The sequence below is a fragment of the Candidatus Woesearchaeota archaeon genome (genome assembly GCA_016192995.1).
Lineage (GTDB): Archaea > Nanobdellota > Nanobdellia > Woesearchaeales > DSVV01 > JACPTB01.
Map to the genome: position 1 here is coordinate 237,416 of JACPTB010000001.1, position 25,567 is coordinate 262,982.

The window sequence follows — 25,567 nt, forward strand, 5'->3', positions numbered from 1 at the left end:
ATGAAACCTATCAAAAAGCACGAAAAGATATCTTTTAAAGAAAAACTTACTGCAGAATTTAAAATATTCTTTGCTAATTTTCGCCTTGAAAAAACGTTTCTAAAGATTTGCGCTTATGATTTCTTGTTTTATATCTTATTATTTGCCATAATCATGGTGTTCTATAAGCTTATTGGCACTAAATATGTTGAAATGCAGCAGTTATTAAGTATAGCTCAACAAGGACCTAGCCAAATGCAAGCTTATGCCAGTCAAATAAAATCATTGCTATATTCAGCATTTTTTATGTTAGGGGTATTATTCTTAGCATTACTCGCGCACTATAGCTTCTTTAAAGGATTAATTTGGGCAGAAGTTTATAATGTTCCCTTGACGCAAAGAATATTTTGGCGATTTAGTATTATTAATCTATTTCTAACAGTATTCATCGTGCTGTTAATTTTCTTATTTAGCTTGTTTAAAACCCAGTATTTAGTAACTGTTTTACTCTCACTAATTATACCATTTGTTACTATCTATTTTTTCGTTATTTTCCATCCTTTAGCAATCATAAAACCAACTATTACAGTAGTGTTTAAAAAAGGATTTACTTTTGTTTTTACTAAACTTCATTATTATCTCCTTCCGTTACTATTACTTGGTCTTGTTGGGATTATAATTAATATGTTTTTAAATTCATTAGTGTTTTTAAAAGGGATTCCTTCAACCATAGTTTATCTTATAGTTTATGTCTGTTTTTTTACGTTTGCAAAATTATATCTTTCAAAAATACTAACACTTGTCGAACAATGAAAACTATTGAGAAAAAAAAGGGTGATGTTCCTCGAGATTTTAATAGTTTGCAGGCTGTTTGTCCTTCTCATGGAGGATATAACGGATATAAGCAAGGGCAAATAACTATCTTTATTATTATTGGGTTGGTTTTAATCATTATACTAGGATTAACTGCTTATTTTTCTCAAACCATGTATGTGAAAAAACTCTTTTTGGATAAAGATCTTGCCACAGTCGTTACGTTTACTGAACAATGCATCAAAGATGCAGCTGACCAAGGTGTGTTTCTTCTTGCTATGCAAGGCGGTTATATCACCCTGCCAGAAGTTTTGGATAAAGATCCTTTTGCGTCAATCAACAATGGTTTTAAAGTCCCTTTTTGGTTTTATCGCTCTCGTGATTATATGCCCTCTACCAGTCAAGTTGAATATCAATTAGTTACTTTTGTTAATGATCAGGTTGCAAGCTGCATTAATAATTTTAATGCATTCAGAACAACCTATGATCTTAGTGAAATTAAAGGAATACAAACCAGTGTTGTCTTGCTTGACAAAAAAGTAACTATTACTACTGAAATTCCTACAACCTTAAAGTTAAAAGCTGCAACAACTTTTAAAAAAATGCCTCCTGTTGTAGTTGATGTTAAAACGTCTATGGGAAGTATGTTTAATTTAGGCCGTTCAATAATGGCTGCTGAAAATGAACAAGCATTTCTTGAAGAATTAACTGATGATATGATTGCTGTTTCTCCTTCAGTTCCGTATACAGGAATGGAATTAACCTGTGAACCTCGTTCTTGGACTGTTGATCAGCTTGAAGAACATATTAAAAATTTAATTTTGTATAATATGCGGTATCTTCATTTTGAAGGAACGCAATATGTTAAGACTGGCATCCCTTATTATGAAAAGCAATACAATTACAAAGTTACGCAAAAGACATCAAAATATAACGATCTTCTCGTCAATGTTATTTATGATCCAGCATGGAATTTTGAACTCGAAGTCTCACCGAGCAAAAATGGCATGGTTAAACCAATAGAATACACCGCTTCAGAGCTTCTTTTTACCTGCTTTAAAATGTATAATCATCATTATACCTATACTTATCCTATCATGTTTCAGATTATTAATACTAAGAATCCTGAAGAAAACTTTTATTTCGCAACACCAGTTGTGGTGAAAAGAAATTTACCTAACAGGTATAATGAAGTCTCTGTTTGGTCAAGTGAATTGCAGGGAGAAACAAATGCTGCTTATTGTGATCAAGGCACCGAAGAGATAACGCAATATTCAGTAGATAGCCAAGGCAATATTCAGACTAAGCCTTCGAATATTTCTTTGCGAAAAAATCAATTATCAGTGTTTGTCTATGATACTGCAGCAATAAGTGAAAAGAATCTCCTTCAAGGAGTTAATCTTTCATATCAATGCGTTAATTTTAGATGTCCTATGGGAAGTACTGATTATCCTCGTGTTGGCGGCAAGCTTACTGGCGCTGAACCAATGTTAACAACATTATTCCCTGATTGCGAAAATGGATTGATTATTGCTGAAAAAGAAGGTTATCTAACAACCTATCAACAGCAAAGCGTGAATCCTCAGACTAATAATTTTAATGTGGTTATGAATATGAAACGTGTGAAACCATTTAATATCAAAGTGAAAGTTATAGAAGATAAAAATGGATTTATTCAAGAACGTGATTTAAAACAAGATGAGCATGTTTTTATTCGTGTTGAAAACAAAGAACTTTCTTATGAACAGCAATTTGTCCATCCTTCAGAGTTAACATCTACTGTTCCTCTAGCTTTAGACGTTGTAAACTATGATTTGGATATCAAATTATTTAATGAGGAAAGATTATTAGGCGGAGCAGAATTGTCCTGGATACCTGATCTTGAGCAGCTTCAGTATAGAGGAGGCGTTATGTTTTATGTTTATCTTAAGGATGTTCCTGTTTATGAACATGATGTTAAAAAACAAAAACAAGCATTTGAATTTGCGATTGAAGAATCAAAGAAATATGCACCGCGATTAACATTAAGCTAATGAACATGTTAAAAAACAAAAATAGTAAACAGATCGAGAAAGCAGGCATTATCGTACTTATGGTACTTTTAGGCGTATCGATTGTTTATGGTCTAGAAATCACCCCTGGTTCAGTTATTGTTACACCAACAAGTAATTCTGCTGAAATCAACTGGACTACTAATCAATTGGCAGATGGAAAGGTCAAATATGGGTTTGATATTGAATCAGTTAAAACTATTCCTGAAACTGGCGGCCATAAAATAAAACATTCTGTGGTGCTAACAGGCTTGCAGCCTGCAACTAAATATTTTTTTAAAATAGAATCAACTGACGGCGTAAATCTTGCAACGCAGGCAACTTGGGATTCTTTTACTACTTTTTTAATTAAACCTAATAAACCGCAAGCGAAAAGTGTTGAATACAATAATATAACTCTTGAATGGACTGTTGTGCCTCAAGCTGTTAAATACAATCTTTATGTTAATAATGGTTTAAACAATGCTTTGTTTACAACAATTACTGATCCTACTATCACCACCTTCAGTTTCTTAGCAACACCAAAAACAACCTATGTTTTTACGCTGACTGCTGTTGATGCATTGAATCGTGAAACAGGATTTTCAGATCCATTATCAGTAACAACACCAGAAAAATTAACCATTATTTCTTTTGTTCAGGCATTGAAAGTCACTCAAAACAGCGCAGAAGTTAATTGGCAGACTGATGATCAAAGCAATGGTTCAGTACAATATGGTTTAGGAAAATCAAGCTTAACTGAATTTAAGATTGATAAAAATTTACCTGATCTTAAAACAATCCATGCCATTAAACTAGAAGAGCTTGAATCTGGGAAAACTTATTATTACAAAGTTTCTTCTAACAATGCTGCAAGTGATATCTACTCTTTTACTACTGCAGTCAATGAAACAACAACGCTGCAGATAACACAGGTTGAAGCAACAAGCATTACCAAAGACTCAGCAGTGATAAAATGGCGAACTAATCTTGATGCTAAAGGAATAGTTCATTATGGTTTAGGAGATGCCTTTAATCTGAAGACTCCTGAAAAAGATATTCCTTCTACAATCCATGCAGTTCAACTGCAGGGATTACTATCAGGAACAACCTATCATTTCAAAATAGAGCATATTGGCGGTTTTGCCGGTATGTCTAGTGAATCGTCTTCGTTTACTACCTTAGCGCAAAAAGGTGTGTTTCTTGATGTTGATCCGTTGCCTGAACTTGTTGCTGGCTTGCGTGTTAACATCACCGGTTCAACAAAACCAGGCGCTAAATTATTTATCTTTATCAATGAAGATCCTAATCCGCAAGTGCAGAAAATTATTAATCAGTCAAGTTTTCGAGAAGAAATTCTGCTGAATCCCCTTGTTTCTCATGATGGAGTAACAGGCAAGAATCTTATTCGTGTTGTATCCTGGGATCAACAAGGTAAAAAAGATGAAATTGTTCTTAGTACGGTCATTGATAATGCTCCGCCTTCTTTGGAAGTTCAGCCTTTGCCGGATGTTACTAATCAAGCTGAAATTGAAGTCAAAGGCTTAACTGACCCTGATGCTGAAGTTACCGTGTTTATTGGCGGATCATTAAAAGCAAAAGCAGGAGTGATTGGGGCTGATCCAAGCAATCAAAGTACTTTAGGTGATGCTGGATTATTTGCAGTAAATATTAGTTTAAGCAATAATAACAATACTCTTCGCGTTATCGCAACTGATAAAGCAGGGAATCAGCATATTTTTGAAAAACTTATTGTCAAAGATATTACTAAACCAAAACTTGAGTTTATTACAGAATTTAAGCAAAAAACACATTTTAAACTTATTACCATCGAAGGAAAAACTGATCCAGGCGCTAAAGTATATGCAGCTAACTTTGGCGAATTTAATGGCTGCGATGATCTTGAGTTTACGAAGAACTTTGGCAATTGCCGATTAAGCATTGGAAAAACTTATTCATTACCGGGAACGCTCATCTCAGAAAATGTAGATCTTCTCGGAGCTGTTCTTGGGTCTACTTCTACAGCAACAGCTGATGCTGAGGGAAAATTCACTATTCGTGTTCCTTTATTTATGGGCGTCCAAAAATTACAAGGAAGAAATAAAATTGTATTTATGGCAGAAGATCCTGCAGGTAATGTCGCGGAAACTTCTAAAATAATTACCTATGAACCAGGTTGTCCAGATTGGCGTGTATCATACGCAGATATGCGTGTGTATCCAAGCCTTATTTATTCTCGGGAAATAACTGATAGTGTTGTGCTAGGATCAGTGTTTATTCCTCTCGAATATCTTGGACCAGGAATTCCTGAAGTGCAAGTTACTGGCACTAATGTTGATAGAAACAGCATGCATGATCCTTTTATTCCTGATCTTCTTAAGGCTGAAATTGAAGCATTGCCTCAATCATTAGGCGGTGGAAAAGTTAAAAATGGGAATGATATGATTTCTTTGAAAACTTTTAAGTACAGCAAATATGATCTTCAAACCAATCGTGTTTATCTTTATGTGCCATTGCAGGTAAATAAATATACTGGCAAGATAGCAGACTTACCTGCATTGATTGATGTCTACCTAGAAACTAAACTTAAATACAGCGTTAACGGCAATTTACAGCCATTGTGCCAGGTATATCCTACCTTTGCTTATAAAATTGAAAAACCACTTGACTATACATTTTTCTTAACCCCTGAAATGATCAATAGCACTATTGAAGTTCTCGATAAGCTTATAAGCAGTGGAGAAAAAATCTCAGAATACACTAAAAAAGCTTCAATGTATACTTTAGTTGGTTGCGGCGGCTTGATTGCATGGAATTATCTTAAATCAGGTTTTGGCGGGGGAGCCGCAGAATCATCATCTTCTGGGCAATGCAGTCAAGCTGAGCAGGATTTAGAAACAGTTTACTGGGTCTGCGATCGCGTGATGTGTCCTGCAGTGCCGCCAAAATGCGATGGTTTTAAACATAGCGGATTTACTGTTGATGGCAAACAAGTAAGTGATAACACTGCAGTCTTAAATACCGCAGCTCAAAATAAAGAATATTATAATGCATACTATGCTCGTAAAACTGATAAAAATATGCCGATGGATTCCTGGCTTAAAAAACATGCTGGTGAAATTAAAGCTGAAAAGAATCTTGGGCAGGCGTATGTTCCTATGGAAACCCCTGATATCTTCCAAAATCAAATTTCTGACAACAAACGTTATACCGTTGAATATTTTGATATAGAAAGAAGAAAAGTTGCGGCTGGCGGCAGAGAAATAAGCATAACTTCTGATCAAGACAATAAGGTTGTCTATGTAAGTGATATTGATTCTGCTATCAGGCAGAAATGCGGCAGCGGCGATAGAACTCTTATTAAATATACCCTTGAAGAGCAAGGAAAGGATTCTTTCTTGCGCGGTAAAACAACATGGAGTGATAAAGAAGTTAAATATGAATGCAGCGGGAAAACAAGTCCTGAATTAGGGATTCCAAAAGCTGGTGATTTTATTGGATGTTACAGTGCAGAGTGTCCAGCATTTGATAATACCAAATGCCTTGCAGATCTTGATGATGTTAATCCAGCAAAAGGAATATTGACCAGTGCTGCTTGCGGATGCTTGCCTGGAGTAAAAGGCCATGTTGATAATTATGTCCGCATTATGAAAGGAGCTCAGCAATGTTTGCGCCAGGCATCTCTTGGCGAGGTTAAGGGAGGTTTTTGCGAACGATTGCTTGCGCAGTTTGTCTGCGATTTAATGAGTGATGTTGTGTTTAAATCATTATTTGGAACATCTGAGGGAAGTTCTGGTTTGCTTGGTGGCTTGTTTGGCAGAGAAGGTGTCAGTAATTACAAAAATAGCGCAGGAGCAATTACTCAGCAGCTTTCGAATCGTTACAAAGGCATTGTTGATTCACGTCTTGGATTAAGCTCAGATCAGCTCAATAATAAAATTTGCATGTTTGCAGTATTGCAAGATTGGTCATATCTTGAAGGATTGCTTGGTCAAGTTGTTGACGCTATTACTGTTGAACCTATCATTACGGTTGATGCTGAATCAAGGCCTTATGGTTTTGATCCTTTTACTGGCAGAATGATGATTGGTTATTATATTGGTATCGGTGTCTGGCCAGGCGGACCTATGTCGGTTAGCATGAGATATGAGTGTGATCCAAATAAGCCAAATGGTAATTTTTGTCCTCGAACAAGTTTGCCGCCACGTTATGTTCCTGGATATACTCTTAAATCATTGCAACGCCAGGATTCAATTAATGAAAACATAAATGATGTTCATGATAATTCGTTGTACTGGTACAATGTGCTTGTTGTTGAGTACAAATATGAACTCGGCGGGAAAAGCATCACTAAACCACTGTATGTTGATATCAAACGCAAAGGCGATCTCGCCTATGGCTGCACGTTTGAAGTTGTCGGCGGCATCCAGTGCAAAGGCCCTGACTTTTTAGAAGACAAATTCGGTATAGTGCAGTTGTATAAAATGGGTGAAGGAACGCGATTAAGTCCAGGAAACGTGCCGCAGTATTATCCCGATAATAAAGTTAATGCTCTTGTTAAATTATCCAATAGATATCAAGATCCTTATTTTTACTTGCGGGTGATTCCAGAAAATGGAAGAAGTGTTGAATATCAAATACCGGTTATTTCAACAGGAGAAGCAAGCGCGTCAGGTGCTCCAGACTATGGCGGAGAAAGAATGTATAATCTCTGGATTGATACGCCGCCAGCTTTAACGACAAGCCAAGGATATAAAACATATTCTATTGAAATTCCTGTTATTGATGGGATCTTTAAAGTTCTTGCTGACCGATATGTTGGGGCAGAATGCGACGACATAAAAGAAAAAATTGGCGAAGGTACCAAAAATGTTCAGGATGTTTTAACACAACTAAAACAATATGATAACTGCAAAGAAGATAAAGGCCAAAAATGGGATGCTGCTCAGATCAGGCTTTTTGCTATGAGCAGACAGGGCACTGAAGTTGAAATTGATTGCAACACACTTTCTACAGATGCTGATATTCGAGATCCTTTTGGTTTTATAACGTGCATTGATCCTAAAAAAGAATATGGTTCTGAAAAAGATACTTCTCAAAAAATATATGGTAAAAGCATTTCTCATATACGGGAAATAAGATTCCTTAATGTCCAGCCATCTAAAGATTATGCTGATCTTAAAGATTTTGCTTTTAGGTTTAAAAGAGGAGAAAAAGAATCTCCTGAAAATATGCAAGAAATGTATCAGAAAATTCATAAGCAGCATTCAATTAAAGATGCATGGCAGGTATTTGATGGAATGTTTACCACGTACAAAGAAGTTCATGGCAGCGCTGGCAGTTCAACAATAAAAATAGATATTCTTGCAGACAGCAATGAAAATGGCCAGGGAGATACGCCTATTTGGTATGATGGAAAGCCTCAAACATTATCCTTCAGCTATAAACGCGGAGACATTGCAACAGGATTGGAAAAACCATTAATTGATTTCATTGAACCAATCGGAGATTACTTTAATAATAATGATGTTCCAGATGCAGGAGGCAGACCGCATGTTCCTTTAGGCTTTAATATATGGGATGATAATAATGATATTAAAAAAATAACTATTGAAATTCAAAGCGCAGGCAGATCAACTGCTTATAATTGCGCTGCTGAATTTATTATTGACAACAAATGGTTTAAAGGATTTTCTCAAAATCCCTCTTTCCAAGATGGCGTCAACACCTGCGGTATTGTGCCAAATCCACAGCGATCTACCTTTAACAAGCAACATGCTCCGTCATTTTATGCATTCTGGTGGTATCCTGAAGCAAAAGCAACGCGTGATATTGAAACCATGTATCAAATTACGGTAACTGCTGCTGATGGCATGGTAAAGAAAGGCGAGAGTGTAGGCCAAATCTCTACTCAGTCACGCCAGGGATTTAGATTTCATCAGGATAAAACTGACAAACAGCTTCGAGAATCTGATATTATGGTATGTCTTGGCGGAGGAAACTGTGATATCTGGGAAGAAGCAAGGCAGGCAACAGAAACTATTTCTCTTGATAAACCTGCATCAGCAACAAATGTTGTTGAAGGACAGTCAACTACTGTAGAATAGTACGTAATAAGTTTTCTTTAACTTTTCTAATATTATTTCTTTTTTTATCTTAAATTGCCGCGGATTTAAATTAACATAATTATATTCTTTAAAATTCTTGACTAAGCTCTTAAGATGTTCATAATATTCTGGATGATTATATTTTTTCAGCAGGGTGAAGTATTTATTAAAGTCAATGCCAACGTATAACAGTAAGGTCATAATATCAATTTGATCTTTTATTCCTTTAACTGAAGCATGCCTATTAATTTCAGCGGCTTGTTTTAATATGATTAATATCTCAGGTTTTGGCACTTTTATGTTTTCTATGTTCGTGATATGTACGTTAAGATCTTCGATAGGAATACTCAGATCAGAATAGTAAGGCACATAAATGTCAACATCAATTTCTTCAAACGAGATTTCATATTTTTTTAATCGATCATTTTTTTTCAGGTTATAATGTTGTTTTAAGTAATCCAATGTTTTAATATTGGTAAGCGCAATGTCAACATCCATGCTTTTATGCTGTTTTGTCCATAAATATATTGCCCAGCCGCCGATAACTATGAAATCAAATTCCTTATTTTTTTCTTTAGTTTGTTCTGTTAATTCTAATAATATCTGCCAGCTTTTCTCAGTTAACAAACTATTCCAATATTCCATGATACTTTTCCTCAAATGCGTTTACAAATTCTTTTGCGTACCAGCTTTTAATATTCCATAAGTCAACAAAAATGTTTCCTAAGGGGATCGATTTTCCATAATTATCCATGATAGTATCTTTTTTTAGCACAAATAGATTTGGCGGCATATTATTTTTAGGAAAACGTTTCTCAAGCTCTTTAATATTTTGTTCATCTTCATAAACATAAACTTCTGAATAATCTGCAGGCACTTGATGAAAATAAAGTTTATATCCGGAATAACCAGTAAACCTAATAGAATCAGGCATGCTTTTTTCAATATCCTTTACCGGGAGTTCAACTCTTGTTGTATAAATAATATCTTTTTCAAAGTTTCTTGCTGAAGCCCAATAATACAGTATTTTTTTTATGTCAGTTATTATGAACGAACGCTGCTGAATAGAAAGAGCATTCATCTGACTTAATAGGCGGATAGTATTATTTACCATGCTTAATGAAATATTTAATTCTCTGGATAAGTAAGCCTGGGTTAATGTTTTGTTATTCTTCTCTATTGCTTGGAATAGAATCTCTCTTACGATCAGTTCTTTCTGCTTCATGTTTCACTTATAATTGTATGGTATTTATAAATGTTTCTATTTTTTATGAAAGTTATTTAAATGTTAATTGATTATATAAAAATGTGAATATTCTCAACGTGATTGATCAACCTCAAACCACTCGTCAAAGACAAGTTGGAATATTCACCTTTAAGAAAAAGACTAAATGATTGCCAAATACTTAATGACTGCCATGACCATGTCTACCATGGCCTTCTTCGTTTGGTTCATCTTTCATGTATCTTAATGAATGTTTGTAAATCTCAGCTGCTCTGTCTGAAACAAGTTGAGGCACTTCTTCTTGAATATCGTTAGCAGATACCTGCTTTTTTTTCTTTTTTAGATGTTCTGGTAATAATGCTTGATAACCTTTTAAAAATTCCTCAGCCAATTCGATTCTTCGTTGCACTTTCTCATGTCCTTCATATTTATTGATTTGATGATGAAGGACATGATTTCTGTAACGGTCTTCAACAATATCTTTTTTTGCCTCAACATAAGCTTCGACTAATTTTTTAAAGCCACCAGCAGCTTTTACTGCGCTTAATAAAGCTTTAATGGCATCTGCTCTCTGTGCACCTCGCAAATTACGATAATTTTGATGATGTGAAAGAACCTCTAAAAAGTCAGTAATGTAGTTATCCCGGTCACCTCCTTTATATTTTGTTCCATTTGTTTTATCATGATGATGTTCTGTATATTTTAAAATCTCACTTTCTAGTTCATTAGCAGTACTTATCTTTTTTCTTCCAATTTTATTTTGACTGAGAAAATCATCGAGTGCATCATCATGTTCTACAGTTCTTTTCTCCATTTGTTCTGGCATTAGTAAATAAGCAATTTCAGCTAAGCCTAATTTCACATTTCCTAATTTATCTGTTCCAGCTATGGTATCTAAATCAAGATCTTTAGCAGGTTTACCGTTCTTAGCATGTCCTGCATCTCCTTGTTTATTCTTTGCCAACCACAATAAGTTTGAGAAAAGAGATTTACCTATACCTTTGGTAGCTTCAATGGTTTGAAATAGCAACATACGTAAATCCATATAATACACCTTTATATATTTATGTTACTACTGTGACAGTATAATGTTATATAAAGTTTTCCCTAAATCTATGACTTTACGGTCTCGTTTTCCAATAACCATTTCCAAATAGGCTTAACTATAATCTTTCTATCTCCTTTGATGATTATTTCTTCAGTTTCCAAGGTAAGTAACAATCCTTCTGATAGTTTATACTTAATCATGGCATCAAGAAGACCTTCAAGTTCTCTTTTTTTAGTTTCAGGTGTAGCTAAATGCACAGCAACTTGTATGGCTTGAACAATTTTTAAACCATCTCTGATCACTATATCACATTCTTTCTTTTCTGTATGATAATATATTTCTTTATCTCGTCTTTTCAATTCAATAAATATTAAATTTTCTAATCTTCTTCCTAAATTTTCAGTAAAATTAAATGCTACCGTCTTTAAAAAACTGTTATCTAGCGCATATATCTTTGAAGAAGATACTTTCTGTTTTTTTATTGAGTAATCAAAACGCTGTACTGAAGATAACAAAAACACATTTTGAAAATAATCAATATAATTTTTTATCGTACTTAAGCTTTTAATTCCAGTTACCTGCTTTAAAGTGGAATAAGAATACTGAGAACTAACATGTGAAAATAAAAACAAAATTAAATCTTTGAGTTCTTTTACTTCTCGTATTTTATATCTATTTATAACATCTTTATTTAGTATATCATCAAAATACTGCTTTGATAACTCTAAATCGTTATTTTTAATTATGAGCGGAAACCCACCCATAACAAAATATTCTAAAAATAAAGCATATATTTTTCCTTTTTCTTCAGTTGTTAATTTTGTTACGTCTAAGTTTTGATAATCCTTCAGCTTCAAAAATTCCTTGAACGAAAAGGGGAATAATTTGACTACTTTATTTCTTCCTGTTAAAAAAGTGCTTATTTCTGAACTGAGCAACGTTGCATTTGAACCAGTAACAAAAACTTTGTTACCCTGAGCATAGAGATTGTTCACCCACTTTTCCCAGTATTGAATATTTTGAACTTCATCTAAAAAGTAATATTTTTTCTGACTAACCCCATATATTTCAGCAATTAATTCCTGAATATCTTGGAAATTATGGTGATCAAAATCAACAAATCGCACATCATCGAAATCAATAAATATCTTTATACCTTCAACTTTTTTAGCTAATAATCTCAAAAAAGTACTTTTACCGCATCTTCGTATGCCCGATATTATTATTATTTCATTTCCCTTGAAAATATAATGGGTGTTTAACTCCCGTTCTACAATATTTTCTTCTCTTCTAAACTGATTCTGATGATCGCTCAATATTTGCCTAAGTATATTCTTATCCATACCTGTTTACTAAACGATACTGATTTATATAGCTTTCGTTATTATATAACATACATTTATAAATAATAGTAAAATAGTAACTTACATATTTAAGAATATGATATTAATGTCGCTATTTTTTATTATATATGACATAATAATTTATAAGTAAGTACATTAAAAAAGTATATATATATTATAATGGTGATACAGCTGGTGATAATGCATGAATAAGAAGACTGATCAAGAACAAGATCAAGAACAACCACTTCCTCAACAAGAAAATTCTTTATCCCAAGGTTTACCACCGGGGCAGCTTGGTCTTCCCGATATTAATCAACTTCCTAAAGAAACCCAGGAAAAATTAAAGAAAATCAAAGACAAACTCGATATATTCCAGAAAAAAGTTCTTGAAAAATTTGATAAATATATTTCTGCTATTGCCTTGCTGCCTCCTGAAAAACCAGCAGAAGGCAAAAAAGCAAATCCTGATCTTGTTAATGTGCTGGTGCTTGTGGATGATTCTGACAGCCAGAAGATGCCGAAAGGCGAGCTTAAAGACAAGCTAACTGCAATTATCATGAATATTGGCAAAGAAACTGATAAGAATTTAATTCCTCAAGTGGTTATTCTTTCAGAATTATGGTATAGCTGCTATGATGCAAAATATGATCTTCTTGAGCTTATTAAATTAGGCGCGCCCTTGTATGATAAAGGAATGTTGGCTGCAATTAAAATTGCAGAAGTGCATAAAACCATGGTTCTTAAGAAATTTGAAAAATATATTGTAAGCTATGTGCTTTCTGGAAGCCTTGTCCGCGGTCAGGCAACAGAATTAAGCGATATTGATGTTATGATTATTATTGACGACACTGATGTCAAAAAAATGACGCGGGCAGAATTAAAAGATAAATTACGCGCCATTATTATCGGCATGGGTATTGAAGCTGGAGAAATTACGGGGATTAAAAACAAATTGAATATCCAAGTTTATATTTTAACAGACTTTTGGGACTCATTACGGGAAGCAAATCCTGTTATTTTTACGCTGCTGCGAGATGGTGTTCCTTTCTATGATCGCGGCATATTTATGCCCTGGAAGCAGCTCCTTAAAATGGGTAAAATTAAGCCTTCTTCAGAAGCCATTGATATGTTTATGAATTCCGGCGAACAAATGATCAGCCGCGTCCAGTGGAAAATGCGCGAAATTGGCATGGAAGACACGTATTATGCTATTTTAACGCCGTCGCAGGCAGCATTGATGCTTTTTGGCGTTCCGCCGCCAGCTCCTCGGGAAACAGCAGAATTAATGCGGGAGTTATTTGTTAAGAAAGAAAAATTGTTAGAGGCATCCTATGTTGATATCCTTGAAAAGAATATTCAGGTAAGGAAGGAACTCGAGCATGGCACCAAAAAAGATCTTACTGGCAAAGAAGTTGATGAATTAATGCATGATGCAGATAAATATTTGAAACGCATTAAAAAATTGTTTACCCAGATTGAAGCAATAAAAGAAAAAGAGTCTGTTGTTCATATCTATGACACTATTGTGACTATTATCCGCGATATTCTTCGCCTTGAAGGTGTTGAAAAGGTTAAAGATACTGAGATGGTTGATATCTTTGAAGTAGAAATAGTCCACAAAGGATTAATTCCTGAAAAATATCTTCGCGACTTAAAGGAAATAGAAAAAGCAAAAAAGGATTATGATGCGGGAAAGTTATTGAAAACAGAAGTTGAAGAAGTACGCCGTAAATCCGGCGAATTTATCAAATTTTTGGTTGAATACATGCAGCGCAAGCGCGGGCGTGAATTAGAGCGCACGAAAATCCGTGTTAAACATGGAAACAGATACGGTGAAGTTATTTTACTGGATAAAACAGCATTTATCATCCATGACATTGATCATGAAGATAAAGAAATCTCCAAAGCGCCTCTTAAACCAGATGGTAGTCTTGGAACAACAGAACCAAGCAATCTTGAAGAATTGGAAAAAGCGTTGACTAAAGTTGAAATTCCTTCAAAAGTCTTTATCAAAGAACCAATATTTGAGAACTTGAAAAGTATCTTCGGCAAAGATGTCGAGATATTGCTGAATTATTGATTTTTATACTTTAATCTCTTTCAAAATATCTTCAATTTGTTTTTTTAGGGGTTCTAAATCTTCTTTTATTATGTTCCAAAGCACTTCTTTATCAATTTTCCAATATGCGTGAATGACAACATTTCTGAAATCAGCAATATTTTGCCAAGGAACTTTTGAGTATTTCTCTTTAACTCCTTTTGGCATTTGTGTTGCAGCTTCTCCAATAATTTCAAGATTTCTCACGCATGCGTCTACATGTAATTTACTTTCACTAAATGTTTCTAATGAATGTTCCTCGGTAAATTCCTCTACTGAATTAATAGCATCAACAATATCTTTTAAATATAAATCATAACTTCGCGACAATTTTTTTGCCTCCTAAAATAGATTCCTTCAGTTCTTCTCTAATTAAGTGTGGTTTTACAAGATCTATTTTTTTACCAAATAAATCCTCTAATAAATGCAATAGCTCTACATAATCATGAAACAATCCTCTTCCTGTTTCAAACTCAACCAGAAAATCAATATCACTTGATGAAGTTGCATTTCCTGATGCATAAGAACCAAAGAGCGTTAGCTTTTTTACACCAAATGATTTTATCTTTTCTTTATGTTTTTCAATTCTTTCCATTATTTGTTCTTTAGTCAGTATGATGCTATTTTTCTTGCTCTCTGCATAATTTTCTATTGCTTTATTAATCCCTTCACCTAATGTTAAACCCCCTCTTACTACTTCAGCCTTAAATTCTCTAAACAATTTTTGGTCTACATTCTTTACACATAACTGCATTTTATTCACCTACATAAGTATTACTAGTATTACTAGTAGTACTTATATTTAAAGTTTTACCTTTAAGATAATCACTTAGCAGTACTAATTATATAATACTTTATATACAAAGGAAATGTTCTTAGGAAAATGGCGTCTACTCTTAGAACAAAGAAAGATCCAGCTCAATTACGTACTGAAGTAACTACTTTAGATCAACAAGTATTGCGAATTTTAGCTCGCGCAGATTGGAGGAGCAGAACAGAGGTGCGTTTTGGCTATGCTTTAGCTTTACCGAGACAAGCACAGATTGGTTTTGATGATCTACTCGACGCTGTTTTTAGACTTAATGAATTCGCCTCATTATCTGTTGATTCATACAAGCTGCTTCAAGATGAAATTAAGCAAAAAGTCAGAGGTCATTCACTTATTGCCCGTAGCTATGTTTTAGGAAACATGTTGAGACCATTTTATGATAAAGGAAATTTTTCTTCGTTATTAGAGAAAATAGATTTTCATGTTCGTTTATCTAGTTACCCTGAAGGAAGCACGTTTGTTGGACCTCAAATCCTTGTTGCTCCCTATGGTATTTTTGTTGGTGTTGATTATAAATTTTATATTAAAGAAATCTGTGAAGAAATGTATCAAGACACTCTACCTCCTCATCGAGATTTGTTAGCTCGCTTTCCATCAAGGAGAATTAAGCGAGGAAATTATGATCTGATTAAAAATCATGGTATTGTCGTCTCTCGAGGTTTTGGGGGAGAGCTATTACCAAGTACAACGCAATTAATAGCTGCTCTTTATTTTTATCCCCACAAACATTATACTGCTCCAACTGTTTCATCTGAAGGAAATACCGGTGATTGCGTTAAAAAAGCATGGGATGTAGTTCTTTCAGCTGAGCAGGATTTGTTAAGAATTATCACTGCGTATGTTATGGCAGGCCAGGAATTCAATGATAAAAGCATTTTGAAACATTTACCTCTTCCGCAACCTGATAATTTAGATGATTATCTAAAAACATTGCTTCCAACTTTTTTAGCATCAGCTAAGTATGATATGGCTCATGGAAACTATGAGACTGATCCATCAATCATGCGTGCTAAAACATATGTTGGAGAAATGCGTGTTAAACTCAGGAGCTTGATTAAGGCTATTGATCATTGTAAAGAACGTTATTTACCCAAAGAGAAAGGTATGGTATTGTATGATTTTAGAACACTGAGGGAAGCAGGCATTCATTTTGAACCTGTACTCAATAAAGTACATGGTTATCTTGAACAACCAAGATTTGGACATATTGTTGATGACCTTCGCAAGCCAAATTTTATTTTTTAATCCACTAATTAGTAGTTAAATTAAAAATATTTATAAATCAACCTCAGTTTTTTAGAGTATGCAGGTAGAAGAATTACAATCAAGTTTAGATCATGATGTATTACGAATATTAGCGCGAGCTGCCTATAGAGTTGCAGTTCATGAAAGATTTTATGCTCAGCTTTATCCTTATGAAGAATGGTCAGAAGTACCTGATAGTGGTGCTTTAGATCATGTTCTTGCTCAATCGCCATTTCGAGATTTATCACCTTCAAGAGCATTAAGAAGAAAATTCTTGTCATCTGAATTAAATCCTTTTATTGATTATCCCCCCATCGAAGATAGGGTAAACGATATTCTTACTGTTTTGCATGGTTATTTAGATTTAGATCGTCATTCATCTACCATGGCTCGAACTACTGAACGAAATATTATTTTGTTTGACGATTTTCTTAAGTATGCAACTTTGCTTGATGCTGAGTTCCCTGGAATGTTTCCTTTAGTTCGTGATCCATTCCCAACTTCTCACGGCATTTTTATTCCAGCTTTACCCTCAGTTTTTAATGCGTTTGTTAAGCGTTATGATTTGGTTTACAAACCAAAATTTCTCCAACCTGCTCAGCCTATTGTACCCTTGCCTTTAGAACTTTATAAAGATAATCATGTAGGTGATGCTTCTTGTGGACTTTGTTACCTTGTACAAGATAAAGGTGATGATGATAAAGATGGTTTAGAATCAGGTCAATCTACTGGAGTGTCAGATCATCAGGAAGGTTCAACTGCTTTTTTTAAACGTGTTCAACGTGGTGTAGGTTTAACTTTTCAGCGTATGCCTAAGATACCTATCCCTCGTGGTTATCGCACTGATCTTTCTTATCATGATAAAGTATTATGGCGTTGTGTATTACAAGCAGAAAGAAAATTATATCAAAATCTTGTCGCGTATGTTATGGTTGATGGTAAATACTCTGTTAAGAAACTAATGCGCGATAATAATATTCCTTTGCAAGACAATAGTCATCAACAATCCTTACAGCAATATTTCACCGCATTAGTTACTAATGGCACTCTAGATCAACAACTTATTCGTTACATCGGAGATCTTTCTGAAGCAATAGTCAGCTTATGCAATCAAATAACATCGTCTAGAGCAAGACCAAAAGTTAAAGGTATTGTTTTATATGATGATCAATCATTTATGCGTCAAGCAAGATCTTATGAACATCGTCTTGCAAACGTTTCTTTAGCTTTGCGTAATCGAGTTTTAAGAGAAGTAAAAGATGCTCTTTATTCACAAGAATTTATTTTTTGATTAAATTTTTTTAATCTAAATCTTTGTACTGTCTCTTTTAAAAAATAAATTCAATGTCCATTCATAGGCAATTCTTATTTTATTGTCTAAACCAAGCACTTTGCTTAAATAAATTGTTCTCCACAGCCACCAAGCAAAAAAACCTTTAAAGCGAAAACCATTAATCTCAGCAACAGCAAATTTCTGGCCAACAGACACTAATAATCCTGAAGGTTTAAATATAAATGGCAGTAATGGTGCATTATTCATGTCTGCAATGATATTATGCGCACATATTTTTGCTTGACTTACGGCAGCTTGGGCAAGCCATGGTACTTTATTACCATTGGCATCAACGCATACAGCACAATCGCCTATGGCAAATTCTTTTGTTCTTCCTTGCAGACGCAAATATGCGTCTATTACTATGCTTTCACGCTCTCGAGCAACATCAGGTTTTATAGCAATCTTATTCGATCTAACTCCGGATGTCCAAATCATCATACCAGCTTTAATTTTTTTCTTATGGTTAATTTCAAATCCATCATTATGGACGCGAGTAACTTCAGCATTTGTTAAAACAGTTATTTCTTTTCTTCTAAGTTCTTTCATAGTCTTTTCAATACACTTGTCATGTAACATAGGTAGAATTTTTGGTCCACGTTGTATAAGATACACCATTATTTTTCTATCTTTAATGTTATGGCAGTCTTCTTTAATTTGTTGCGCAAATTCAATAATTTCTCCGGCTAATTCTACGCCTGTTGGTCCAGCTCCAAGAACAGCAAAAGTTAAATAATGGTCTTTGCTTTGTTCACGTTCAGCAGTTTCAAGTTGTTCGATAATTTTATTTCGTATGTCAAATGCTTGATGAAGATCTTTGAGGGTATAACAATATTCTTCAGCTCCAGGAATATTGAAGAAGTTCGTGCCAGCGCCAGCAGCAACAACAAGATAATCATAAGATACTGGTGTTCCCAGCTTTCTTTTAACTATCTTTTTATTGATATCAATTTCAGCTGCTTCATCTTCAAGAAATTCGAAGTTTTTGTTTTTTATAATTTTTCTAATTGGTTCTGCAATATGCTGCAATGATATTCCGCCGGTAGCAATTTCATGAAGCATCGGCGTAAAGAGAAAATAATTGGTTTTGTTGATTAAGGTGATTGAATCTTTGTCCTGATCAAGATGTTTCAAAAGCTCTTTAGCAGTATATATTCCTCCAAAACCTCCTCCAATGATAACTATGTGAGTCATAATAGCTCTTAAAGTAATCATGGCTTTTTATAGTTAATGATTATAACTCCAGACTTATTACGTACAATCTACCGTAAGATTCTTATATTAAATCATCTTGTTATTATCAACTAAATGAAACTAACAATAATATTGCAGGAAATTGGAACACCAGGCAATCTTGGCGCTATTGCGCGTATCATGGCTAATTTTGATATTTCTGATTTAATTTTGGTTAAACCAAAATTAGCTAAAGAAGATATTGAAGAAATCAAGCGCGCAAAACATGCTCAGCATATTTTGAAGAAAGCGAAGATTCTCAAGAAACTTCCTTTCAAGGATTTTGATTATCTTATTGGAACAACAGCTCGATTAAGCAATGATTATAATTTACCAAGAAGTCCTTTAACCGTTAAGCAGTTAGCTGCAAAATTACATCCCCTTAAGCATACAAACATTGGCTTATGGATCGGCAGGGAAGGCGATGGTTTAACCAATAATGAAATCAAACAATGTGATTTCGTTGTTTCTATACCTGCAAGCAAAAAATATCCCTCATTAAATATCAGCCATGCTGTCGGCATTATACTCTATGAATTATTTCAATCGCATTCAGATAAATCTACCGATCGATTTACACCAGCAACTATTACTGAAAAACAAGTTTGTTATCGTTATATTAAAAAGATTATTGAAACCATTGATTTTTCAACACCCGAGAAAAAACAAACACAATTAATATTATGGAAAAAGATATTAGGCAAATCATTTTTAACAAGGAGGGAAGCTTTTGCGTTAATTGGTTTTTTTAAGAAGCTTTTGTGATTTAATATATTGAAATTAAGCATCAAAAAAGATAGTGCTTATTCACTTTTATTCTGACGATTCTTATCAAGCCATTCTTTAATCCGTTGGTCTTGTTTTGGCTGAGCGCTTTTCCCAAGAGAATAATAACTTTTTTCTGCAGTTGATCCCCACGAATAATTGCCGTGTTCAACTTTGACTTTTTCAAGCTTAAACTCTTCTAAAGAAACGCCTTTTCTCAAGTGATAATAAACAACTCTATTAGTGCATTTAGGGAACAAGCTGTTGTAAATTTTATGAAGCTCATAACCATAGCCTTTACCAAGAAAAAAGAGAATTTCTATTAAATTCTGTCGTATTGGAGAAAAGATAGGTCTGCCGCGTTTAGCCATATTGTGTTTTGATTTTTGTAAATATATAAATATTGTTGTTAAAAGTACGTAATAAGTCTGGAGTTTTAGCGCCTACTTTTGTGAAGCTCTTCTTAAATTCACTTTGGGGATTTTTCGAGGTTCCAGAGAGAAAAATCCAATTTTAAATTCATTTAGAAGCTGAACTGGCGCTAAAACTGAAAAATGACTTATTACGTACTTTTTTTGCGGCTTCGGTGAAAATCTCGGCATAGCCTCGGTTTTGGTGCCGTGATTATCCCGCTTATTTATAAGAAGGAAAAAATTCCTATTGGAATTTCCTTTTTTCTCGCTCATTAATTTGAAAGATAATCACAAGCATGGCACCAAAAACTACATTTTCACCGAAGCCCGTTTTTACACAACCTTTAAAAACCTTGAAATTATGAAACCACCTATGTATGATCCTAAGAAAGATGAAGATGTTAATTTTGATATGAGTTCACTCTTGAAATTTGGCTGGAAAAAATTTCAAGGCCCTGTTATTATCTTTATCGCTGCTGTTTTTATTTTAATATATGGATTATCGTTATTATGGGGTGGAAATGATGATAATTCTAATAAAGAACAACTTGTTAATGAAGCTCAAAAAGGTAATTCTCCTCAAAAAACTGCGCAATTTCCTGATCAAGGAAAGAAATCAACTACTACTACTTCTTCTTCTGAACCTGCCTCAGCGCCTTCCTGCCAACCTGGTTGTTTAGATACCGATAACGGCATTAATACTAACTCAGTAGGGCATACTTATTTTGGAACTAATACTACTTGTATTACTAAATATGATCGATGTATTAATTATACCCAATTAGAAGAATTTTATTGCGAACAAGGTATGATGCAGTCTAAAATAGTTACTTGCAAAAATGGATGTACTCTGGGCGAATGTATGCCGATGACTTATAACTAGGCTTATGAAGATCCTTTTTGAACTTTCCCAAGAAAATATTGATCTTGCTGCCTATGAAGTAATCTCATTGCTTCATATTAAGCAGAGCGCTTATACTCTGCATAATAATTTTCTCATTATTTCTCCTTCATTTAAACAGGAAAAAAATCTAACCTTTATCTCGAGATTAGCGTACACTCACGATGCCTATCAAATTCTTTTTTCAGGATCGAAAAAAACACTATATATGAAAGCAAAAACCTTTTCATGGCAAAAATACTATAAACGCAATTTTGCTGTTCGTTGTCATGGATTTAATGATGAACAGATCCTTGCAGGTTTTGTGTATACTCGTTTACAACATCCACAAGTTTGCCTGCATAATCCTGAAACTGAATTTCACTTTTTCAACATCGGCAAACAGTATATAGCAGCTAAGAAAATATGGTGCAATAAAAAAGAATTTTTGCAGAGAAAAGCCCATATGAAGCCAGTATTGCATCCAACATCATTGCATCCAAAACTAGCGCGAGCTGCAATAAATATGGTTATTAACCAAGGGACTCTCTTAGATCCATTTTGCGGAAGTGGCGGCATATTGGTTGAAGCAGGCTTTTTGGGGTTGAAGGTTATGGGTGTTGATTTATCTCAAGCTATGTTGGATGCTGCTAGAAAAAATGTGAATCATTATCACTTATATAATGTTAAACTGATCAAAGGTGATGCAGCAACTCTTAACATCGAAGCTGATGCTATTGTTACTGATCTCCCTTACGGAAAGAATAGTGGTAAAATTCAGGATATCAACAAGCTTTACCTTAGCTTTCTCAAAAATGCTGAACAAATCACTGAAAACGCTGTTGTTATGTTCCCTGATTTTGTTGATTATAAGAGGATTATAAAGACAACCAACTGGAGAATTATCAAGGAATTTACTTATTATCTTCATAAATCATTAAGTAAAAATATAATTGTATTGAAAAGATAACATTTATAAGCAAAAAGCACTTAAAAAAGGGAAAAAGAGGGATTTCATTGCACAGTATAACTAAAGAACATATGGTATTTTCTCTATTTGTTGTTCTTCTTATAGCTATTTTTGGCACTTCCTTTCTTGTTTCTGATTTTGATCCTTCAGGTAATAACATTGTAGGCAATACTATTGGTACAGCTCGTCCTACGGTATTAAGCGATGAGCTTTGTTTTGATACTGATGGAGGTATTAATACACGCATTACCGGTATTGTAAGTTTTAAAGATAACAATTTTTTTACCGTAAATAAAGAAGATGTTTGCAGTTATAATCCTGTCACTAAAAAATATGAATTGAAAGAATACTATTGTTCTTATAACCATGATTGGGTTAAAACAATTCCCTGCGAATATGGATGCTATGATGGAAGATGTCTTGATTCAAATACCTGCATAAGGTCGAATCCAACAGATCATGGAACATATTTAAAACGTGAGGGTTATGTTTTTAATGATTATGTTGTCTATGATGATGGCAGAAAAGAAAAACTTGTTTCTTTTTGTGATGAAGATAGTTATGTTGTTCACCCACGATGCAGTCAGCAGACAGGAACTATTTTTTATAATCGGCAGCATTGTTCTTTAAATTGTATGAAGGCAAAGACTGGCGAAGGGCATTGCGGAGATAGATAAACAATATATTGTTTACTACGGTCTTTTATTCATCTAAATATTCTTTAAGTTCATCTTTACCTCTACGAGTTCTTAATTTGTTTAATGCAGCTTTTTCAATTTGCCTGATTCTTTCTCTTGTTAAATCTAATTTACCTCCAATCTCTTCTAAAGTATGTCCATCTTTAGCTTTATCTTCATGTTGATACTCCCTGCCAACTCCATAACGTAATCTAAGAATTTTTTCTTCTCTTTGATTCAAGGTTCTTAAAACTACGTCTATTACTCTTCCTAAATCAGCTTGTTTCTGTAATTCAATAGGATCTACTGCTGTTTCATCTTCCATTAAATCACCCAGTTCACTATCATCGTCTCTTCCGATAGGTGTTTCAAGTGAAATTGTGTCTCTTCCTTGTTGTAATAGAGTGTCTAACCTCTCAACCGGTAGTTCGAGCTTTTCTGCTAATTCTGCTCTTGTAGGTTCTCTTCTAAGCTCTTGCTCTAATCTACTTTTTACTCTATGTATTTTATTCAATATTTCATTTTTATGTACGCCTACGCGTATAGTTCGTCCAGTATCTGCGAGTGCTCGTGTTATTGCCTGTCGTATCCACCATGTTGCGTACGTTGAAAATTTATATCCACGTTGATATTCAAATTTGTCTGCTGCTTTCATTAAACCTATGTTTCCTTCTTGGATTAAATCAAGAAACTGAAGCCCTCTATTAGTATATTTTTTTGCAATACTCACTACTAATCGCAAATTTGCTCCGACAAGATTATCATATAATCTTCGATATGATCGAGCAGCGCGTGCATAAGCTGCTCTGTTTTGTTCCATATCTTCAATTATATAATCTAACAGAGGAATTCTAAAGGTTGAACCTTTTCTTTTATCGAGACCATATCTTTCACGTACTTCTCTTGTTAAAGCTTCTTTATCTTCTCTAATTCCCTTAAGATCTCTGTACGTATCTGTTACAAGTTGAGCTAGTCCTTTTTCATACTTGGTTTTTAATTGCCATTTTTTAGCTTCAGCAAGTATCTCTTCAGTATAATGTACAATTTCTTCACTATATTTTTTTCTTGTTTTAAGATTTTTAGTTCCTACTAATTTTCTTCTTCTGCTTTTTAGATTTCTTGCATATTCTACAATTTTCCTATAAGAAGCTTCAAAATCAGCGTTAAGTTCAAGCATTATTTGTTTTTTCTTTGCATCTTCAGTTCCAGCTTCATCTTCAGAAGTCTCATTCTCAGAATCATAACCTAATCTAAAATACGTGTCAACAAAATCTTTATCTGCATGAGGTGAATCATGAGAACTTAAATACGATTCAACCCGTTCATCAACAGTATTATGTAATCTGCTAACAATTCCTCCAAAATAAAGTACAACTACATCAGCATTCCTGTACATTGCTTTATAAGACTTGGTTCTCTCTTCACTCATTGCAGCTCCAAGTGCCTGCTCTCCTTTCCTGGTCAAGAGCGTTCTTTTTCCCATTCTCTTTAGATACACCTCTAATGGATCATGACCATTTGAATATTGTTGATCAGTAACATCATGAGAATATCCCTTATGATTAGCTTCTTCATCTGAAATTAAAGAAAGTATATCGCCAATAGTAATGCCTTTAGTTGTTTCTTCATCATTGTTCATACTATCTCCTCATTAAACACATTTCATGGTTTCTCTTCAATACATATAAAATTTATCCAAAACCTTTATAAACACTCAACAAATTCATGAATATTAATGGCTAAGCAAGTAGTTGAAGCATTGGTTGAAGGCGGCAAAGCAACAGCAGGCCCACCATTAGGACCTGCATTAGGGCCAATGGGAATAAATATTGGTCAGGTTATTTCTGAAATTAATAAAAAAACAGCTGACTTCAAAGGGATGAGTGTCCCGGTTAAAGTTCTTATTGATAAAGATACTAAAACTTTTGAAGTTACTGTTGGAACTCCTCCAGCATCTGCCTTAATTAAAAAAGAAGCAGGCATTGAAAAAGGAGCATCTAATCCTTTAACTGAAAAAGTAGCAGACTTAAGAATTGAGCAAATTATTAAAATTGCTAAAATGAAAGAGGATTCTTTATTAGGCAAGGATAACTTTGGCAGAGTTAAAGAAATTCTTGGAACCTGTCAATCTATGGGAATTCTTGTAGAAGGAAAATCTGCTCACGAAACTATTGAAGCAGTTAATCAAGGAGCTTTTGCTGATAAAATCAAATTAGGTAAAACTGAATTGAGCGCAGCTGAATTAAAAGCGCTTGAAGAAGAAAAGATCAAATTACAAGAAGAGATTAAGAGACGCCGTGCTGAGTTTGAATCTCGCGCTAAAGCAATTATGAAGGAATTAGAAGGCAAAGAAAAGCGAGAAATCAGGAAGCGTATGATCGAAGTTGGCATACCATTGCCAATTATCGACGAGCTTGTGCCTGTTGAAAAAGCAGCGCCTGAAGGCGGAGCAGCTCCAGCTAAGAAATAAAGGTTTTTAACCTTTTTTTATTTTTCTTGTGGTTTTATTAAGGAGTTCTTATCTAATAAGTATATCACCATTAATTATTTATACTTATTACTCTTCTTGAAAATCA

20 protein-coding genes are annotated in these 25,567 nt (G+C 34.2%); 11 read left to right on the plus strand and 9 right to left on the minus strand.

What is annotated here, in order from left to right:
• Genes HYY69_01275 through HYY69_01285 form a run of 3 tightly spaced genes read left to right on the plus strand, consistent with a single transcriptional unit; the run spans position 1 to position 8,929 of the window.
• The gene (locus HYY69_01275) at positions 1–792 is read left to right on the plus strand and encodes a hypothetical protein (protein ID MBI3032078.1); all 792 of its coding nucleotides are present in this window, start codon (positions 1–3) and stop codon (positions 790–792) included.
• Positions 789–2,825, plus strand: a complete 2,037-nt coding sequence (locus tag HYY69_01280; GenBank protein ID MBI3032079.1) for a hypothetical protein — start codon at positions 789–791, stop codon at positions 2,823–2,825. The genes HYY69_01275 and HYY69_01280 overlap by 4 nt, the downstream gene beginning before the upstream one ends.
• 5 nt (positions 2,826–2,830) lie before the next feature.
• The gene (locus HYY69_01285; protein ID MBI3032080.1) at positions 2,831–8,929 is read left to right on the plus strand and encodes a fibronectin type III domain-containing protein; all 6,099 of its coding nucleotides are present in this window, start codon (positions 2,831–2,833) and stop codon (positions 8,927–8,929) included.
• Here HYY69_01285 and HYY69_01290 read toward each other — a convergent pair.
• The 4 genes from HYY69_01290 to HYY69_01305 all read right to left on the minus strand — a co-directional run bounded on the left by HYY69_01290 (position 8,912) and on the right by HYY69_01305 (position 12,545).
• On the minus strand, positions 8,912–9,574 hold the full coding sequence (locus HYY69_01290; GenBank protein MBI3032081.1) for a hypothetical protein: 663 nt from the start codon (positions 9,572–9,574) through the stop codon (positions 8,912–8,914). The two genes, HYY69_01285 and HYY69_01290, sit on opposite strands and share 18 nt — an antisense overlap.
• Positions 9,558–10,154, minus strand: coding sequence for a hypothetical protein (locus HYY69_01295; GenBank protein MBI3032082.1), 597 nt, complete (start codon positions 10,152–10,154; stop codon positions 9,558–9,560). The genes HYY69_01290 and HYY69_01295 overlap by 17 nt, the downstream gene beginning before the upstream one ends.
• Positions 10,155–10,335: 181 nt before the next feature.
• Complete coding sequence (locus HYY69_01300; protein MBI3032083.1) at positions 10,336–11,187, minus strand: hypothetical protein; 852 nt, start codon at positions 11,185–11,187, stop codon at positions 10,336–10,338.
• An 80-nt stretch (positions 11,188–11,267) separates the two neighbouring features.
• The gene (locus HYY69_01305; GenBank protein ID MBI3032084.1) at positions 11,268–12,545 is read right to left on the minus strand and encodes an ATP-binding protein; all 1,278 of its coding nucleotides are present in this window, start codon (positions 12,543–12,545) and stop codon (positions 11,268–11,270) included.
• 205 nt (positions 12,546–12,750) lie between these two features.
• Here HYY69_01305 and HYY69_01310 point away from each other — a divergent pair, with 205 nt between their 5' ends.
• Positions 12,751–14,628: a nucleotidyltransferase domain-containing protein gene (locus HYY69_01310; protein ID MBI3032085.1), complete on the plus strand. Its 1,878-nt coding sequence runs from the start codon at positions 12,751–12,753 to the stop codon at positions 14,626–14,628.
• 3 nt (positions 14,629–14,631) lie between these two features.
• Here the strand turns inward: HYY69_01310 and HYY69_01315 are convergent, their stop codons facing one another.
• Together HYY69_01315 and HYY69_01320 are read right to left on the minus strand one after the other, a co-directional pair.
• Positions 14,632–14,976, minus strand: a complete 345-nt coding sequence (locus HYY69_01315; protein MBI3032086.1) for a DUF86 domain-containing protein — start codon at positions 14,974–14,976, stop codon at positions 14,632–14,634.
• The gene (locus HYY69_01320; protein MBI3032087.1) at positions 14,960–15,400 is read right to left on the minus strand and encodes a nucleotidyltransferase family protein; all 441 of its coding nucleotides are present in this window, start codon (positions 15,398–15,400) and stop codon (positions 14,960–14,962) included. The genes HYY69_01315 and HYY69_01320 overlap by 17 nt, the downstream gene beginning before the upstream one ends.
• 129 nt (positions 15,401–15,529) lie before the next feature.
• On the opposite strand from HYY69_01320, the gene HYY69_01325 reads away from it, so the two are divergent.
• Both HYY69_01325 and HYY69_01330 read left to right on the plus strand, forming a co-directional pair.
• Entirely contained in the window at positions 15,530–16,720 is a 1,191-nt protein-coding gene (locus HYY69_01325; GenBank protein ID MBI3032088.1) for a hypothetical protein, read from the plus strand.
• 58 nt (positions 16,721–16,778) lie between these two features.
• Positions 16,779–18,011 (plus strand): hypothetical protein, encoded by a 1,233-nt coding sequence (locus HYY69_01330; GenBank protein MBI3032089.1) that lies wholly within the window; start codon positions 16,779–16,781, stop codon positions 18,009–18,011.
• A gap of 15 nt (positions 18,012–18,026) precedes the next feature.
• On the opposite strand, the gene HYY69_01335 is transcribed toward HYY69_01330, so the two are convergent.
• Entirely contained in the window at positions 18,027–19,247 is a 1,221-nt protein-coding gene (locus HYY69_01335; GenBank protein ID MBI3032090.1) for an NAD(P)/FAD-dependent oxidoreductase, read from the minus strand.
• 114 nt (positions 19,248–19,361) lie between these two features.
• On the opposite strand from HYY69_01335, the gene HYY69_01340 reads away from it, so the two are divergent.
• Positions 19,362–20,051 (plus strand): TrmJ/YjtD family RNA methyltransferase, encoded by a 690-nt coding sequence (locus HYY69_01340; GenBank protein MBI3032091.1) that lies wholly within the window; start codon positions 19,362–19,364, stop codon positions 20,049–20,051.
• 38 nt (positions 20,052–20,089) lie between these two features.
• Here the strand turns inward: HYY69_01340 and HYY69_01345 are convergent, their stop codons facing one another.
• A complete protein-coding gene (locus tag HYY69_01345) occupies positions 20,090–20,422 on the minus strand; it encodes a hypothetical protein (GenBank protein MBI3032092.1) in 333 nt (110 codons plus the stop codon).
• Positions 20,423–20,837: 415 nt separating this feature from the next.
• Between HYY69_01345 and HYY69_01350 the strand changes: the two genes are divergently transcribed.
• From HYY69_01350 to HYY69_01360, 3 genes are read left to right on the plus strand one after another with little or no spacing between them, the layout of a single operon-like run.
• Positions 20,838–21,347 (plus strand): hypothetical protein, encoded by a 510-nt coding sequence (locus tag HYY69_01350; GenBank protein MBI3032093.1) that lies wholly within the window; start codon positions 20,838–20,840, stop codon positions 21,345–21,347.
• A gap of 4 nt (positions 21,348–21,351) precedes the next feature.
• Positions 21,352–22,314 carry a methyltransferase domain-containing protein gene (locus HYY69_01355; protein ID MBI3032094.1) on the plus strand — a complete coding sequence of 321 codons (963 nt, stop codon included), beginning with the start codon at positions 21,352–21,354 and terminating at the stop codon, positions 22,312–22,314.
• 47 nt (positions 22,315–22,361) lie between these two features.
• Positions 22,362–22,991, plus strand: a complete 630-nt coding sequence (locus HYY69_01360) for a hypothetical protein (GenBank protein ID MBI3032095.1) — start codon at positions 22,362–22,364, stop codon at positions 22,989–22,991.
• Between the two features lie 25 nt (positions 22,992–23,016).
• On the opposite strand, the gene HYY69_01365 is transcribed toward HYY69_01360, so the two are convergent.
• Positions 23,017–24,630 (minus strand): sigma-70 family RNA polymerase sigma factor, encoded by a 1,614-nt coding sequence (locus HYY69_01365; protein ID MBI3032096.1) that lies wholly within the window; start codon positions 24,628–24,630, stop codon positions 23,017–23,019.
• A 96-nt stretch (positions 24,631–24,726) separates the two neighbouring features.
• Between HYY69_01365 and HYY69_01370 the strand changes: the two genes are divergently transcribed.
• The gene (locus tag HYY69_01370) at positions 24,727–25,461 is read left to right on the plus strand and encodes a 50S ribosomal protein L11 (GenBank protein MBI3032097.1); all 735 of its coding nucleotides are present in this window, start codon (positions 24,727–24,729) and stop codon (positions 25,459–25,461) included.
• Positions 25,462–25,567 lie beyond the last annotated feature (106 nt).

Excerpts from the sequence above, each read along its gene's own strand:
- HYY69_01275 (MBI3032078.1), top strand. The coding sequence starts at position 1 with ATGAAACCTATCAAAAAGCACGAAAAGATATCTTTTAAAGAAAAACTT.
- HYY69_01280 (MBI3032079.1), top strand. The coding sequence starts at position 789 with ATGAAAACTATTGAGAAAAAAAAGGGTGATGTTCCTCGAGATTTTAAT.
- HYY69_01285 (MBI3032080.1), top strand. The coding sequence starts at position 2,831 with ATGTTAAAAAACAAAAATAGTAAACAGATCGAGAAAGCAGGCATTATC.
- HYY69_01290 (MBI3032081.1), bottom strand. The coding sequence starts at position 9,574 with ATGGAATATTGGAATAGTTTGTTAACTGAGAAAAGCTGGCAGATATTA.
- HYY69_01295 (MBI3032082.1), bottom strand. The coding sequence starts at position 10,154 with ATGAAGCAGAAAGAACTGATCGTAAGAGAGATTCTATTCCAAGCAATA.
- HYY69_01300 (MBI3032083.1), bottom strand. The coding sequence starts at position 11,187 with ATGTTGCTATTTCAAACCATTGAAGCTACCAAAGGTATAGGTAAATCT.
- HYY69_01305 (MBI3032084.1), bottom strand. The coding sequence starts at position 12,545 with ATGGATAAGAATATACTTAGGCAAATATTGAGCGATCATCAGAATCAG.
- HYY69_01310 (MBI3032085.1), top strand. The coding sequence starts at position 12,751 with ATGAATAAGAAGACTGATCAAGAACAAGATCAAGAACAACCACTTCCT.
- HYY69_01320 (MBI3032087.1), bottom strand. The coding sequence starts at position 15,400 with ATGCAGTTATGTGTAAAGAATGTAGACCAAAAATTGTTTAGAGAATTT.
- HYY69_01325 (MBI3032088.1), top strand. The coding sequence starts at position 15,530 with ATGGCGTCTACTCTTAGAACAAAGAAAGATCCAGCTCAATTACGTACT.
- HYY69_01330 (MBI3032089.1), top strand. The coding sequence starts at position 16,779 with ATGCAGGTAGAAGAATTACAATCAAGTTTAGATCATGATGTATTACGA.
- HYY69_01335 (MBI3032090.1), bottom strand. The coding sequence starts at position 19,247 with ATGACTCACATAGTTATCATTGGAGGAGGTTTTGGAGGAATATATACT.
- HYY69_01340 (MBI3032091.1), top strand. The coding sequence starts at position 19,362 with ATGAAACTAACAATAATATTGCAGGAAATTGGAACACCAGGCAATCTT.
- HYY69_01345 (MBI3032092.1), bottom strand. The coding sequence starts at position 20,422 with ATGGCTAAACGCGGCAGACCTATCTTTTCTCCAATACGACAGAATTTA.
- HYY69_01350 (MBI3032093.1), top strand. The coding sequence starts at position 20,838 with ATGTATGATCCTAAGAAAGATGAAGATGTTAATTTTGATATGAGTTCA.
- HYY69_01355 (MBI3032094.1), top strand. The coding sequence starts at position 21,352 with ATGAAGATCCTTTTTGAACTTTCCCAAGAAAATATTGATCTTGCTGCC.
- HYY69_01365 (MBI3032096.1), bottom strand. The coding sequence starts at position 24,630 with ATGAACAATGATGAAGAAACAACTAAAGGCATTACTATTGGCGATATA.
- HYY69_01370 (MBI3032097.1), top strand. The coding sequence starts at position 24,727 with ATGGCTAAGCAAGTAGTTGAAGCATTGGTTGAAGGCGGCAAAGCAACA.